At 49.5% G+C, this 15,731-nt stretch carries 10 protein-coding genes; 5 read left to right on the top strand and 5 right to left on the bottom strand.

What is annotated here, in order from left to right:
* The first annotated feature begins 250 nt into the window (after positions 1–250).
* Positions 251–3,643 carry a hypothetical protein gene (locus ACFOMG_RS17150; protein ID WP_376868460.1) on the top strand — a complete coding sequence of 1,131 codons (3,393 nt, stop codon included), beginning with the start codon at positions 251–253 and terminating at the stop codon, positions 3,641–3,643.
* A 115-nt stretch (positions 3,644–3,758) separates the two neighbouring features.
* The gene (locus tag ACFOMG_RS17145; RefSeq protein WP_376868458.1) at positions 3,759–6,047 is read left to right on the top strand and encodes a TolB family protein; all 2,289 of its coding nucleotides are present in this window, start codon (positions 3,759–3,761) and stop codon (positions 6,045–6,047) included.
* Positions 6,048–6,304: 257 nt separating this feature from the next.
* Here ACFOMG_RS17145 and ACFOMG_RS17140 read toward each other — a convergent pair whose 3' ends face one another.
* The 3 genes from ACFOMG_RS17140 to ACFOMG_RS17130 all read right to left on the bottom strand — a co-directional run bounded on the left by ACFOMG_RS17140 (position 6,305) and on the right by ACFOMG_RS17130 (position 8,188).
* The gene (locus tag ACFOMG_RS17140) at positions 6,305–6,739 is read right to left on the bottom strand and encodes a hypothetical protein (RefSeq protein ID WP_376868457.1); all 435 of its coding nucleotides are present in this window, start codon (positions 6,737–6,739) and stop codon (positions 6,305–6,307) included.
* Between the two features lie 143 nt (positions 6,740–6,882).
* On the bottom strand, positions 6,883–7,068 hold the full coding sequence (locus ACFOMG_RS17135; RefSeq protein WP_376868455.1) for a PA3496 family putative envelope integrity protein: 186 nt from the start codon (positions 7,066–7,068) through the stop codon (positions 6,883–6,885).
* A gap of 268 nt (positions 7,069–7,336) precedes the next feature.
* A complete protein-coding gene (locus ACFOMG_RS17130) occupies positions 7,337–8,188 on the bottom strand; it encodes an SIS domain-containing protein (RefSeq protein WP_376868453.1) in 852 nt (283 codons plus the stop codon).
* A 208-nt stretch (positions 8,189–8,396) separates the two neighbouring features.
* On the opposite strand from ACFOMG_RS17130, the gene uvrD reads away from it, so the two are divergent.
* The 3 genes from uvrD (at position 8,397) to ACFOMG_RS17115 (ending at position 11,958) form a co-directional block, all read left to right on the top strand.
* Positions 8,397–10,631 carry a DNA helicase II gene (uvrD, locus tag ACFOMG_RS17125; protein ID WP_376868452.1) on the top strand — a complete coding sequence of 745 codons (2,235 nt, stop codon included), beginning with the start codon at positions 8,397–8,399 and terminating at the stop codon, positions 10,629–10,631.
* Positions 10,592–10,804, top strand: a complete 213-nt coding sequence (locus ACFOMG_RS17120; protein WP_376868450.1) for a hypothetical protein — start codon at positions 10,592–10,594, stop codon at positions 10,802–10,804. Before uvrD ends, ACFOMG_RS17120 begins: the two co-directional genes overlap by 40 nt.
* 86 nt (positions 10,805–10,890) lie before the next feature.
* Complete coding sequence (locus tag ACFOMG_RS17115) at positions 10,891–11,958, top strand: TRAP transporter substrate-binding protein (protein WP_376868695.1); 1,068 nt, start codon at positions 10,891–10,893, stop codon at positions 11,956–11,958.
* Positions 11,959–12,203: 245 nt separating this feature from the next.
* Here the strand turns inward: ACFOMG_RS17115 and ppk1 are convergent, their stop codons facing one another.
* Both ppk1 and hemB read right to left on the bottom strand, forming a co-directional pair.
* Positions 12,204–14,312: a polyphosphate kinase 1 gene (ppk1, locus tag ACFOMG_RS17110; RefSeq protein WP_376868449.1), complete on the bottom strand. Its 2,109-nt coding sequence runs from the start codon at positions 14,310–14,312 to the stop codon at positions 12,204–12,206.
* A gap of 360 nt (positions 14,313–14,672) precedes the next feature.
* Positions 14,673–15,683 carry a porphobilinogen synthase gene (hemB, locus tag ACFOMG_RS17105; protein ID WP_376868448.1) on the bottom strand — a complete coding sequence of 337 codons (1,011 nt, stop codon included), beginning with the start codon at positions 15,681–15,683 and terminating at the stop codon, positions 14,673–14,675.
* Between the last annotated feature and the right edge of the window lie 48 nt (positions 15,684–15,731).

The following is a 15,731-nucleotide window of genomic DNA, read 5'->3' as shown; positions in this document are numbered from 1 at the left end:
TGACAAGCCGCCCTTTAGAAAGGGCGGCTTTTTTTATATTTTTAATTATTGTGATTGGCTGCACAAACTGGTTCTAATTCACTAAATCAAACTCAGGATATGTTCGTATTTTTAGTGTTTTTGGTCGCCGCCGGTTTTGTTCATTTGCGATTATTCGGCCGCTTAAAGTGCACAGGGACGTGCTGGCATTCCACCTTATTCGTCCTCTGTGTCTTTCAATGGATTAACTTTTTTTAAGTTGGACGGACATATGGCTCTTCAAAAAGCAAAACTGGCCCTGGCAATTGCTACGGTATCCAGTTCTCTGGCAATGACTGGTTGTCTGGTTGATGGTGACAAGGCGAACTCGACCAGCACCACTATTTCAAATGCGGAAACCGGCAATAACTCGGATCGTGTATCTACTCCGGTTGGTACCGTTATGGGTACCGTGATCGACACTAACGGCAACCCGGTAGCGGGTGCCCGCGTTTATGTTGGCGGTCGTTCAGTGACTACCGGTCAGGGTGGTAGCTACGAGATTAACAATGTACCGGTTAGCAATTTGGTCGTCACTGACGATAACAACTATGTTGGCGGCGATATCCGTCTGAGCATTGTTCCGCCAGAAGGTTTCCTGGGCGCAATCGTAACGGTTGAACCTACCGCTGTTATTGACGATGGCCGTAGCGATCAGGGGACATCAGAAGAAACCGGTTCCGGCAGCACTAACCGCTTTATCGATGGATTTACTGCGGTAGCAGGCGATGCGGTACTGCCAGCAATCGGCGCAAATGGCGCAACGGTTACTGGTGTATTGCGGGATACGGTAACTAAAGAGCCGATTGGCAATCAGACCATTAATCTGGAACTGCAAGACGTCAATGGTGGTGATCACACTGCACTAAGCGGCGCTATTTCCTACACGACTGTATCTTATCCGGCAGTAACTGCAGCAGACGGCTCTTTCACCATTGAAGGTGTGGCGAATGACGCCGACCTGAACTTTATTATTGCTGGCCACTCCGTCACTGGTGTACAGGACAACAGTTCAGGTTCTCAGGGTGTAACTACAAACGATGAAGTAGAAACCATCCACGTTGGTAATGTTTATGCGACTGCTATTCCAAATATTGACGATGCGCGTCCGTTCGTAACGGCTATTGAAGAAGTCGCAATGAATGGTGGTCGTGGTAAGTTGCATGACGATACCACCAACGTTCTGACGGTTCACTTCAGTGAGCAGCTGGCCCTTACGGATTCCAACGGTGATCCTATGGTTGATACCAACTCTGTTATCGTACGTGACCTGGATAGCAATGCGTATCTGACAGTAACTGCTGCTATGGCTGCGGATGGTCGTTCTCTGACTTTGACCGCTGATACCGATTTTGTGGCCGGCCACGAGATTGATATCTACCTGCTGAAAGTGGATTTCCGTGATACGTCTGCCAATATGCTGGATGAAGACAGCAATGTTACTACCGACAATATCTTATACGATGAGGATGACGTAAATGGTAAAGACGATTACGTTAATCTGAAGGTTGAAGTATATCGTGAGCTGAATACCAATGCGGCTGTGGTTACTAACCTGACCCAGGCTACGGTTGATGACAGCCCACTGCGTATGCCAAATTTGCTGGATAACGCCAGTTCTGCTTTTGCCGATGTTGATATGGAAGTCTACAACGGGGGAAGTACTCCTGCGTTGGGTGTTCAACAATTAAACAGTGCTGATGACGATAATGGCAACAGCGCCAGTGATGTGGCCGGACGTCTGGCGAGCTTAGTTGGAGCGTTGGATCAGGCAGGAATCGTTGATGGTTCTTCTGTTATTCAGTTGAATGACGATGGTACACCGATTCTGACCGACCTGGACTTTACTGCTAATTTTGCGGTTGATGTTGCACGGTTAAGCTTTACCCCAAGTAATGCAGCAACCTATCGCTACTGGATTCAAAGCAACGGTACTGCAGTGTCTACGAATATTTCGATTGACCCGCAAAGCAGCCCGGATGCAAAAACCACCAACACTGCTTCGGACTTTACGACTGTTGCCAACAACCAGGGTTACGGCACAATTGAGCCAGAGGCTGGCAGCTCTTATGCTGACTTCGCTGGTACCGATATCGCCTTCCTGGTTTCTGGTGTTCAACCTGGTGACGTAATTTACATCCAGTCTATGGATGATTTTGGTAATACCGGTTCTGTTACTTCTATTACACTGGTTGATAATGTACCGGTGACTACCGGTCTGCAGGATTCTTACCAGGAGCAGGATCTGACATCCAGTACTACTGTATTTGGTGAAGAATACGGTAACGGTGGTGAGTTGGCGAACCCGGATGCTCAGGCACTGATCGGCTCTCCGCTGCTGAACATCAACTCCGGCATGCTGGCAGATCAGGATATCGTGACTGATAACACGCCATCTCTGGATAACCTGTACGAAGGTAACCGCGTTGATACTGCGGGTTCAGGCGATCCGTTCATCGATCCAGCTCTGGAAATCTACGATGCCACGGCATACGCTGCGTGGAGCACAGATATGAGCCGTACCATTGCGGTTTCATTTACTGAAGATCTGGCCTGGGTTGCTCCACAAGCTGGTGACCAACGCAAACCAGACACAAATAGTGTACCTGATACTAGTGTTGCTATTACGACGGGGCTGACTGACTGGACCATTATGAACGATGTTACAGTCACTTCAGATGATCAGAGCATTAATGCAGATCTGGTTGCCTTCAGTGTGAATAACATCTTCACTCTGGCAAATACCGATGGTCAGAATGCTGGTGTGATTGATTTCTCCGACCGCATTCAGGATCAGGCTGGCAATGTCGCAACGGCGGCAGCGAATGCCAAAGTGGTTATTAATGATGCAATGCCTCCGATGGTTAGCAAAGCCGTTTATTCGGGTAAGGAGTTAACACTGACCTTCAACGAGCCGGTTAAGGTAAGTGAAGATACAAGTATTGCGGTTGTGACTCTGGGTGGTGTTGATATCTTCCTGAACGAAGACACAATTGCACTTCATAACGCTCAGCCAGCTGCCAGCCGTACCGAACTGGTGATTCCATTCACCACTAACGGTGCTGATGACATGCTGCCGGTTGATCGTGTGACTGCTTTCGGTCTGGGTAAATACGATGAGCCAGCTACTAATGTGAATCTGTCTTCTGCAGCAGCAGATGCGGAAGGTCACGCGGCTCTGAGTTTTGTTAATGTTCAGGATGACTTCGGTAATACCTGGGCTGATGACGATACCAACCTGACGGCTCCTACATTTGCAGCGTTCGATAACCTGGGTGATATGCAGGTAACCGCGCCAAATGCACTGGCTACCGGTGTAACGACTCAGAACCTGACTTATACCTTCACTCACGCTGTGGATATCGACGCTCTGCTGGGTGCTCAGTCTGCTGGTGTTGTTAACCTGGATGGTGCCGATGTGGCTACTCTGTTGACTTACACAGGTGGTACAAGCATCAATACTAACTCTACAGGTACAGTGTCTGCTGACCGTCGTACTATCAGCTTCACTCTGAACACAGTTGCAGCGACTGCCTCCGGTGATACGGTGGACTTCAATGCAAACGTTGAGAGCTTATGGGACTTAGTGGATGACGTGAACGTTCCTGTGATTACTGCACCTTAATTTTAAGGTCTGGTATTAAGGGAGGGGGTCTCCCCTCCCTTTTTTCTCAGAGCTATTTTGAATGCTGGCAAGCATTCACAATAGCTTTGCCCTCTTTAATAAGGACATAACACTCATGAAACGATTTTTAATGGGGTTTGCGCTGGCAGCAGCCGTTCTGAATGCCTATGCATTTCAGAGTGCCATCGATGACGGTGGTTATTATTATCTGGATTCCGATGAAGCCGGGTTCGATTACGACTTTGAAGATATCAGCGGTGATGTCAGTAGTACACGGGTTCCGCTAGGAGGGGATGATAGTGAAGAAATAACTATCGGTTTCCCTTTTGAATTTTATGGAACAACTTACAATAAGTTCTACTTGTCTTCTAAGACTGTTATTTCCTTTACTAAGGATAATTATAACTACAACCCAGAATCAATTCCTTCGCCAAGCGCATTTAATAAACTTGGCTCTTCTGTTCTGGGTTGGTGGGGTGACCTTAATCCAAATCTCACAGGTGGCGAAGTTCATTATCAAATAAAAGGAAGCGCACCTGATCGCAGGTTAATTGTCCAGTTTACTAATACTCAGGTTTGGGGTGGTGGAGGAAATATCACGCTGCAGTTTAAACTGTTTGAATCTACCAATATTATCGAGGTTCACTATAAAAGGATATATGGAGAAAGTGGCGAACCTTATGTAGTTGGTATTATGAAAGATGCGACAGTAGGTCTTCAGCAATTCTTCGGCACAGGAAACAGTGTTCAGGATAGCCCTCCTGCATTTAATACGCCGTTCGCTATTCGCTACCAGCGCACAGCTGTGGGTTACAAATACCAGGGAGGAGAACCTGTCGAGTTAGTTGAGCCCGGTACGCAGCGCATTATGGATATTGATTTAACCAGCTTGATCAATAACGAGGTTAATCTCAGTTTCAGTTATCAGGGCAGTGCCGGGGTATCGGTTAGCGGCCCTGCGTCCATGCAGTTGGCAGCTGGTGGAACACAAGCGTTAGCGCTTGAACTGTCCGCTTTAACGTCTGCTGAAGGTTTTTATGATATTCAGGTGCTGGTAAGCAGTGATGATCCGCGAGTAAAGAGTTTTGTTATCCCGGTTCGTCTGCATACTTATCAGTTAGAGCAGATCACTCCGGCAACTAACCAGGCGGCCCGCAGGGTAAGCCTGTCTTCGGATGGCCAATATGCTGCGCTGATCTCTAACTCTGATCTTGCCGGCACCGGCAAGACAGGTTCAATTTTTGATGTATTCCGTTACAACACGGAAGATGACAGTTATCAGCAATTAACCGTTAACCCTGTCTCTCGTCGCTGCGATCTGGCGGTTATATCCGGCAATGGCAACGTGACGGCGATGATCTGTAACAGTAACCTTGTACCCGCTGAGCCTAACTTCGGTACTTTTGAAGTGTATATCCATGATGCAGAAGAGGGCTTGATCAGCCGTATTCCGGCTACTGTTAATGCTTATTCAGTCCAGGGCATGCTGGATATCAGTTATGACGGTACTAAGGTCGCGTTTGTATCGAGCTTTAATCCGGTTGGAAAAAACAGTGATGGCAGCCGGGAAGTGTTTTTATACGACCTGAATGCAAAAGAGATGCACCAGCTGACGCGTCTGGACAACAATAATATTGGCAATATCGATCTTGATTATAATGGTGAGCGCTTTGTGGTGGTTTCCAAGGGTAATACCTTTGGTCAAAATCCATTATCTCGCTGGCAGGTATTTTCCGGAACACTGAAAAACGGATTAGAACGTCAGATTACCCTTGATAATAACGATCATAGCTGGATGGCCGCGATTGCTGCCGATGGCGAAACCATCACCTTCGCCAGCATGGCACAGCTGGCAGGAGCGAATAATCGCTATAATATCTTTACCGCAACATTCCGTGGCGACGATATAAAACAAGTGACTCGTTCTGCCAGTTATGATTCCTCATGGCCAAAATTATCTTCTGATGGTTCTCGTGTTGCCTTTTTATCCGAAGGCAGTTTTGATAGCCGCGGGCTGGTTAATAATGCGGCCAATTTTGAACCTTATATTCATGACCTTCAGCGCAACCGAACTTATATGTTAGCTGATATTAACTCCGGTGCTGATGCCGTTGAGTTAGCCATAGCGGATGATAGTAACAGCTTATTATTCCGTGGTAACGGCGACTGGCAGTTTGGTAATAACCTGGCGGGAAATTCTCAGGTTTTCCGGATCTGGGGAATGGGTGACAACAAGGTTGAAGGATATTCTGAAGAGAAAGCGGGCTTGCCTGTGATTACTCTGCCAGGGGACAAAGACCATAAACGCATTACTAAGAAGTACGAAGACGGCGGTGCTTTATGGTGGTTGCTGATGGCCATTTCACTGGCAGCGGTCACAGGCCGACGCCGGTTTAAGCAATAATAAAAAAGCGGCCAATGGCCGCTTCAGCTTGATGAAAAACCCTATTATTTAAATCCTGCTAATTTCCCCACCCGAAGGGGGGGAAATAGCTCCTAAACTTACACCTCCACCCCTCTGGGGTGGAGATACCAAGGTAAAACTCTGCTTATTTTGAGTTGTTAGTGGGGATTTCATCTGCAATGAAAGAGGCTGCTGGACTTTGTCAGCAGTCTGAAGCGGCCATTGGCCGCTTTTTTATTGCCTGGCATTAAGTCATGTTATTCGGCGGCCAGTACGTGTGAAAACTGGTTGAGTATCGTCTTGCGGGCTTTGGAATAGCTGTAAAGCTGGTCGTTGCGGGTGACGGATTCCAGTGTTAACAAGCGTGACTCCCCGGTTGCGGTAACGTACAGCCACTGGTCGTGATTAACGGGCAGCAGGAAGCTGCCCTCCAGGCTTTTGTAAACACCGCCCTGAGCGCTGTTATTCCTGTCCAGGCTGAGGTATTCGGTCTGGCAGTGGTAGTCACAGGCGGAGAGTGCCACGGATTTATTAAAACCACGATAGCTGATCGATATATGTGTTGAGGTGTAGCCATTGGCGCCGGTAAAGCTATGGCTGCTGTTATAAGTACCGGTTACCGGTTGAGCAGATACCGGCAGTGCGACCGCAAGCAGTCCTGCCAGAACATAAGGTTTGGTGATAGATTTCACTACATCGTCCCTGATCAAAAAGATTGCGGGCGCGATAGTAGGGAATGTGGTGTCAATTATCCAGCACTATCTGGCCAGAATACGACATCCGGACGAGTTAGCTTATCCTGCCTTTCGCCTGGCGGTGAAAGGCAGGGAGGTTATTACATCTCTTCGAAGTAATAATCCTCAAGTTCTGATTCCAGGCGCTTACGCTCACGGTGTGCTTCAATGGCGCGACGGGCCATCAGTTTCTTCGACATGTGGGATTCCTTATTGACCACGACATTACCTTCCTGATCGAAAGAGACAACTTCCTCGTGGGCTTCGAACTTGATTGCTGCTTCCATCGTTCTATTCCTTTTATGATCACAGTCTGTGAGGTTTGCTAACCAGGAGCCATGATTTTTCTTTTTATTGGTTGCAATAGAATGACAGCAAAAAAAAACGGTGCCAATTCAGGAAAAAGCTGATTGAATGGTCATATAGGTCTGGAGGTCAATAAATACCGGGGGTTGGTATTGTGATGGCTTAAAATGACAGATTGACTATTGTTTGTACTGATAAAAAAGACAGCGGCAAAATAAAGATGTGTCGCATTCTGTCTTATTTTGTGGGTTAATTATCCAGCCGCAGTGATTTAATACTGCGCTTAATCGCATTGAGGTGTTCGGCAAACTGTGGTCCCCGGCGTTGAGTAACCGCCACGGCGAGCATATCGATCACCATCAGGTGAGCAATGCGTGAGGTCATAGGAGTGAACTGCTCGGTGTCTTCTTCGATATTAATGTGGATTGGCAGGTCTGCTGCCAGGCTGAGGGCGGTATTCGCCGGCGCCAGGCTGACAACCTGGGCACCATGCTGCTGTGCCAGCTGGACACTGTGCAGCAGGTCTTTGGTGCGGCCACTTTGTGAAATAGCGACCACCACATCTTCTTCACCCAGAGTCACAGCAGACATAGATTGCATATGTGGATCGCTGTAAGCCGCGGTAGCCACCTGTAAGCGGAAAAATTTATGCTGGGCATCGGTTGCCACGGCACCCGACGCCCCGAAACCATAAAACTCTACACGTCGGGCGGCACTGATGGCATTCGCTGCCTGGGCTACCTGGCGAGTGTGGAGCTGGGCTTTAACCTGATGCAGGCGCTGAATGGTGGTGTCGGCGATTTTATCGCAGATGTCTTCAATGCTGTCATCTTCGACAATGGCAAACTGACCAATGTTATTGGCGACCGCCATTTCCTGGGCGATGCGGACTTTAAATTCCTGAAAGCCGTTACAACCGATACCCCGGCAAAAGCGCACAATGGTGGGTTCACTGACCTGAGCTTCCTGAGCCAGGTCGACAATGCGCATATGCATCACCTGCTCCGGCGCTTTGAGAACATACTCTGCCACCTTCACTTCTGATTTCCTCAGCTTCGGGATTGCAGCAGCAATCTCGCTCAGTATCGGGCTTTGTCTCAAATCGGTTTCTCGCAGCCAGTTTCTCTGTGATCAGGGCAGCAGCCACTGATGTCGGTAACGTCAGTATAGTGCAGGCTGACAGCGCGGATTATAAGCGAATCTGAAGTGAGCGCCAGTGACCGGACGCAACGACAACTGGCTGCAGCAGGTGGGGATATATACAGTAAAATGATCGCCCTGCGGCCCGAATCTGATAAACTGCGGCGCTATGGATATTTCATTATTGCTCGATAATCTGAATGACGGCCAGCGTAATGCGGTGGCTGCTTCGTCAAAACATCAGTTGGTACTGGCCGGCGCCGGCTCGGGTAAAACCCGGGTGCTGGTGCAACGTATTGCCTGGCTGCTGAATGTAGAGAACGTCTCGCCGTTTGCGGTGATGGCGGTTACCTTTACCAATAAGGCAGCGAAAGAAATGCGCGCGCGGCTGGAGGAGGTGCTGAATGTACCGGCTAACGGTTTGTGGGTGGGCACCTTCCATGGTCTGGCGCATCGCTTGCTGAAACAGCACTGGCGCGAAGCACGCTTGCCACAACATTTTCAGATTCTCGACAGTGATGATCAGTTACGGCTGATTAAACGGCTGATGAAAGCGCACAATATTGACGACAGCCGTTACCCGCCGAAGCAGATTCAGTGGTTTATTAATGGCCAGAAAGACGAAGGGCGACGCGCGGCGCATGTGATTCCATCGGCCGACCCGTTCCAGGAAACCCTGCGTACTGTTTATGCCCTCTATGAAGAAAACTGCCAGCAGAATGGCCTGGTGGACTTTGGTGAAATCCTGCTGCGCTCTCATGAGTTGTGGCTGGAAAACCCGGACCTGCTGCAGCATTATCAGCAGCGTTTCCGCCACATATTGGTCGACGAATTCCAGGATACCAACAACATTCAGTACGCCTGGATCCGTATCCTGGCCGGCCAGAATATTTCGGTGATGGCGGTTGGTGATGACGATCAGTCTATTTACGGCTGGCGTGGTGCCAATATCGATAATATCCGCAATTTTCAGCATGACTTCCCCGGAGCAGAACTGATCAAGCTGGAGCAGAACTACCGTTCCACTGCCAATATTCTTGCGGCGGCGAATGCGGTGATTGAAAACAATCAGGGGCGGTTGGGCAAAAACCTGATGACTCAGGGGGAAGAGGGCGAGCCCATCAGCCTGTACAGCGCCTTTAATGAGCAGGACGAAGCCCGTTACATCGCCGACCTGGTGGATGAATGGTCACGGGGTGGACGCTTGCGTGCCGAAATGGCGGTGTTGTACCGCTCTAATGCGCAATCACGCACCCTGGAAGAGGCGTTTTTACGTTCCGGTATTCCGTATCGTATTTATGGCGGGCAACGTTTCTATGAGCGGCTGGAAATTAAAAACGCCTTATCTTATTTACGCTTGTTGCTGAATCGTCAGGACGATGCTGCGATGGAGCGGGTAATTAATGTTCCTGCCCGGGCGATCGGTGAAAAAACGGTGGAGATATTACGCAGCCATGCCCGCGAGCAGGGGTGTTCGTTGTGGCAATCGGCTCATGAGGCGTTATCGCTCGGGCTGTTACCTAAACGTGCCGGGACTGCGGTTCAGGGTTTTATCGATTTAATCGATGAAATGAGTGTGGGTATTCACGAGCTCAAACTGCATGAAATTGTTGATAACAGCATTACCCAAAGTGGTCTGATCGAACACCATAAAAAAGAAAAAGGTGAAAAAGGCCAGGCGCGGCTCGATAACCTGGAAGAACTGATTAATGCCGCCCGGCAGTTTGAAAGTGGTGATTACCTGCCGGCTGATGAAGTTGATGACGAGACTGAAGAAAACAGTGGTCAGACGGATCTGGCAATATTTCTCGACAATGCAGCACTGGATGCCGGTGAAGGTCAGGCGGATGAATACGAAGATGCCGTTCAGCTGATGACGCTGCACTCCGCTAAAGGTCTGGAATTTCCACAGGTGGTTCTGGCTGGCCTGGAGGAAGGTTTATTCCCGCATAAAATGTCGATGGATGAAGCGGAAGGGCTGGAAGAAGAACGCCGCCTGGCGTACGTCGGTATTACCCGGGCGATGGAAAAACTGATTATCACCCATGCTGAAAGCCGTCGCTTACACGGCCAGGAAAATTTCAGCACGCCCTCTCGTTTTATTCGTGAAATTCCCGATGAGCTGATTCAGGAAGTACGACTGAAAAATACCGTCAGCCGGCCTCTGATGGCGAAACACAATCGTGGAGGTTACGACACACCAGCGCAGCCGGATTTTGTTAAGCAAGAGCAAAGTGCTGGAGTGCCCTATGACCTGGGCAACCGGGTTTATCATGAAATGTTTGGTGAAGGCACGGTGTTGCAGTTTGAAGGCCAGGGACCAGGGCTGCGTGTACAGGTATTTTTTGATGATGCCGGGCAGAAATGGCTGGTGGCGAATTTTGCCAAGCTGGAAAAGATTTAGGCTGGTTTATCAAAAGAGCCACATTGTTTTTCTTTCGTCGCCCCGAAGGGCCATCCATGGCCCTGCCGGGCGATCGCAACATCCTGTTGCTGCTTTCGAAAAACAACATGGCTCTTTATGCCGCGACATTGTTCATTGATATGGCGGCTTGTCGCCGTTTCTGGTTCGGTTGAGAACGGGAAAGATATTATAAAAAACTGACACAGAGGAATATCGTGTGAAAATTAAAACCCTTATTCAATCATTGGGTCTGGCAGTGATGGCCAGTGCGGCCTTATTGCTCAGTGGCTGCAATACGGAATGTGAAAAAGAGAACGTTGCTCAGACAGCTGCTGAACAGCAAAATTTTAAATGGAAACTGGTCACTTCCTGGCCCAAAAACTTCCCCGGTTTAGGCACGGCACCAGAACGCTTTGCCGAGATAGTGAAAACAATGTCTGGCGGGCGGTTAACGATCAAAGTATATGGGGCCGGTGAATTGGTTCCGGCATTGCAGGTGTTTGATGCGGTATCTCAGGGAACCGCGGAGATGGGTCACAGCGGTGCCTATTACTGGAAAGGAAAAACACCGGCGTCACAGTTTTTCACCTCTGTGCCTTTTGGTTTAACCGCACAGGAAATGCATGGCTGGATCCAGTATGGCGGCGGTCAGCAGTTGTGGGAGGAAGTGTACGCTCCATTTAATATTCTGCCGATGGCCGGTGGTAATACCGGTGTACAAATGGGTGGTTGGTTCAATAAGGAAATCAACAGCGTTGATGATCTGAAAGGTCTGAAAATGCGTATTCCGGGAATTGGCGGCGAAGTATTAAAACGTGCGGGTGGTACACCGGTAACGCTGCCGGGTGGGGAAATCTTTACCTCCTTACAAACCGGTGCTATCGACGCAACTGAGTGGGTTGGCCCTTATAACGATCTGGCATTTGGTTTATATAAAGTGGCGAAACATTATTATTATCCGGGCTGGCACGAGCCGGGTTCTATGATGGAATTTACCATTAATAAATCTGCTTTTGAGAAACTGCCGGAGGATTTACAAACCATTGTGCGGGTGGCTGCCCAGGCGATTAATCAGGATATGCTGAACGAATACACCAGCCGTAATCAGGCCGCACTGATTGAACTGAAAGAAAAGCATGGTGTTGATGTACGTCCGTTCCCACAGGACGTGTTAACCAAACTGAAAGCCTTGTCGGATGATGTGGTGGCAGAAGTTGCTGCCAGCGATGAACTGAGTCAGAAGGTTTACCAGTCTTTTAAAACCTATCGTGACCAGGTTAAGGCCTATCACGCCGTCAGTGAGCAGGCTTATATAAACGCCCGCTGATTTGTCCGGCGGCCTGCTATGGCCGTCGGCTGTATCTGTTGCCAGAGTGGGCTGCGCGGCACAGTCGACAACAGATCCCCGATTGCGCATCCAGGATATCAATATCACCCGTCGAGTTCATGACAAATACCCAGGGATATCTTTGGAAAGTGTTGCTGCCGGGTGGTAGGCACAGATTGTTGCAGTGGTTCTCCCCACTCTGTTGGTGGGGAGCTAGTGATTTAATTATCTTTAGTTTTGGTTAGTTATACCGCGCTGGCCAGGTTTTCCAGCAGAATCGCCTGAGCTTTGATGGCTTCTTCGCCTTCAGCAGGCTGGCTGCGCACATAGCTGCCATCACTTTGCAGGACCCAGGCCTGGCAGTTATCTTCCATGTACACTTCCAGCTCGCGTTTCATGCGGTCTTTCAGTTTATTACTTTCGATCGGAAAACAGGTTTCAACCCGGTTCAGCAGATTGCGTTCCATCAGATCTGCGCTGGCGGCGTAGATTTCATCTTTACCGCCGTTTTGGAAGTAATACACCCGGGTATGTTCAAGGAAGCGTCCGATAATGGAGCGCACTTCAATATTTTCTGATACTCCGGTGATGCCCGGACGTAAACAACACATACCACGAATAATCAGTTCAACTTTCACTCCGGCCTGTGATGCTTTATATAACGCCCGGATGATTTTAGGTTCGGTCAGGCCGTTAGCTTTCATACGGATAAGCGCTGGTTTACCCGCTTCTGCATGTGCGCGTTCCCGGTCGATCAGTTCAATGATTTTTTTATGTAGCGTAAAGGGAGCGTGGAATAATTTTTTAATCCGTAAGGCTTCGCCCATCCCCGTGAGTTGCATAAACACTTTATGAACATCTTCACCGATGGAGTCATCGCAGGTCATAAAGCTGTAGTCGGTATAAACACGGGCGTTACCTGCGTGATAATTACCGGTCCCCATGTGCACGTAACGCTTAAAGTTTTCCCCTTCTTTGCGTACAACCAGCATCAGCTTAGCGTGGGTTTTATAACCAACAACACCATAAACCACCACGGCACCGGCTTCCTGCAGGCGGTTTGCCAGGTAGAGGTTGTCTTCTTCGTCAAAGCGGGCGCGTAATTCGATCACCACCGTGACTTCTTTACCGTTACGGGCAGCATCGACCAGCGCATTCACAATTTCGGATTTAGCGCCGGTACGATACAGGGTTTGTTTGATCGCCCGGACCGACGGATCTTTTGCGGCTTCGCGCAGCATATCAACCACCGGTGTAAAGGACTCAAACGGATGTAACATCAGCGCATCTTTTGCCTGAATGCTTTCAAAAATACTTTTCTTAAAATTAATATTTTTCGGCAGGCCGGGCGTAAAAGGTGCGTATTGCAGATCCGGGCGGTTAATCTGACCAATCGCTTCCATCAGCCGGGATAAGTTGACCGGGCCATTGACGCGAAACAGGTCGTTTTCATCCAGGCTGAATTTAGTCAGCAGAAAATTCACCAGCGAATCCGGGCAGTTATCCGCTACTTCGAGGCGCATTTCTTCGCCGAAATTACGCGAGTGTAATTCGTCTTCCAGTGCTGATGCCAGATCGGCGGTGTCGTCGTGGTCGATCTCCAGGTCCGCATTCCGGGTAACCCGGAACTGGTAACAACCTTTAATCGTCATTCCCGGGAATAACTCATCGGCGTATTCATGAATCACAGACGACAGAAAAATAAAGTTATCACCTTTGGCTGAACCATTCGGGCACAGTTCGTCGGGGATGCGGATGATGCGGGGTAACGAGCGCGGAGCCGGGATAATCGCCAGACCGGTCTCCCGGCCAAACGCATCTTTTCCTTCCAGGGCAACAATAAAGTTCAGACTTTTGTTAACCAGTCGCGGGAAAGGGTGAGAAGGGTCCAGTCCGATCGGGCTGATCAGTGGCTGGACACTTTTTTCGAAATAATCACGAATCCAGTCGCGCTGTAAATCGTTCCAGTCACCACGACGAAGAAAGCGGATATTTTCTTTTTCCAGCGCCGGGAGCAGAGTATCGTTAAGAATGCTGTACTGACGCTCAACAGTATGACTGCAGATTTCGTGGATCTCATCCAGCACCTGCTGAGGGTGTAAACCATCAGCACCGGCCTGCTCCCGGCTGAAGGCTAATTGCTGGGTCAGGTTAGCAACCCGGACTTCATAAAACTCATCCAGATTTTTACTGAAAATACACAGGAAAAAAAGCCGGTCGAGTAACGGATGACTTTCGTCGAGCGCCTGCTCCAGAACGCGGATATTAAACTGCAAATGGCTCAGCTCACGATTAAGATAATATTCGCTGCTTTGCAGATCGATGGGGGTTTCCGTTACGACTGTTTCGCTCATCTTCTATTTCCTTACGATCAAATAAAACACCGCATTAACTTTAAGCCGCCGGATCGGACAGTACGCACTCAGTACATCCATGTACTTCGCCCTTCAGGCAGCTGCGCTGTGCAAAATTTGCTTCCTGCAATTTTTCCCTGTACTGGCGATCCTAACGCAACATCCTGTTGCTGCTATTTAAAGTTAACCCGGCATTTTATTCTTGTATTCGAACTTGTATCCCTACTACAGAATGCTCGATTGCCTGGTATGTTTTTCTTAGCAGGGGCAGGATGCCCCGGTAGCATCAAGCGACAGGGATGTTGCACTGATGCGGCGGCTGAAAAATATCCAGGTGAGCGAGCATGGTGGAGTGGAGGACTACTTATTAAGCCATTCCGCATACTGCTTAGCGTAATACGTCAGGATGCCATCAGCGCCTGCGCGCTTCATACACAGCAGCGATTCATGCATCACCGCATCATCATCCAGCCAGCCATTCTGAGCGGCGGCTTTATGCATGGCGTATTCGCCACTGACCTGATACACAAAGGTTGGCGCTTTTAATTCATCTTTAATACGGCGCACGATATCCAGATAAGGCATACCCGGTTTGACCATCACCATGTCGGCACCTTCTGCCAGATCAAGCGCGACTTCGTGCAGCGCTTCATCACTGTTGGCCGGATCCATCTGGTAGGTTTTTTTATCGGCTTTGCCAAGGTTGGCTGCGGAACCAACGGCATCGCGGAACGGTCCGTAATAGGCCGAAGCGTATTTGGCCGAGTACGCCATAATGCGGGTATTCACAAAGGCTTCTTCTTCCAGCGCATCGCGGATATCACCTATGCGCCCATCCATCATGTCTGACGGGGCGACAATATCGGCACCGGCATCAGCGTGCGACAGCGCCTGCTGCACCAGCGTATCGACGGTGCGGTCGTTTAATACATAACCATCGGCATCAATAATGCCGTCCTGTCCGTGGGTGGTGAACGGGTCCAGAGCGACATCGGTCATCACGCCCATCTCCGGCACGGCATCTTTGATCGCACGTACCGCCCGCTGTGCCAGACCGTTAGGGTTGAATGCCTCTTCCGCCAGCTCCGATTTTGCTTCCAGCGGTGTCACCGGGAACAGGGCTACCGCCGGAATACCCAGTTTGTATAAATGGCGAACCTCATCAACCAGCAGATCGATGGATAATCGCTCGACACCGGGCATGGAGACGATGGCTTCGCGTTCCTGATGACCTTCCAGCACAAACATCGGGTAAATCAGGCTATCCACGGTCAGCTGGTTTTCGCGCATTAAGCGGCGCGAAAAGTCGTCGCGGCGCATGCGGCGCAGACGGGTTTCGGGAAACATGCGTTGAGCATCGCTAAAAGCCATGGGGATCTCCAGTATAAGCAGGGCCGCAGAAAGCGGGCCCGGATGAGT

It is taken from the genome of Bacterioplanoides pacificum (assembly GCF_042648445.1).
Classification (GTDB): domain Bacteria; phylum Pseudomonadota; class Gammaproteobacteria; order Pseudomonadales; family Oceanobacteraceae; genus Bacterioplanoides; species Bacterioplanoides pacificum.
The sequence above is the reverse complement of the archived record's forward strand: the minus strand, read 5'-3'. Positions and strand labels throughout refer to the sequence as shown.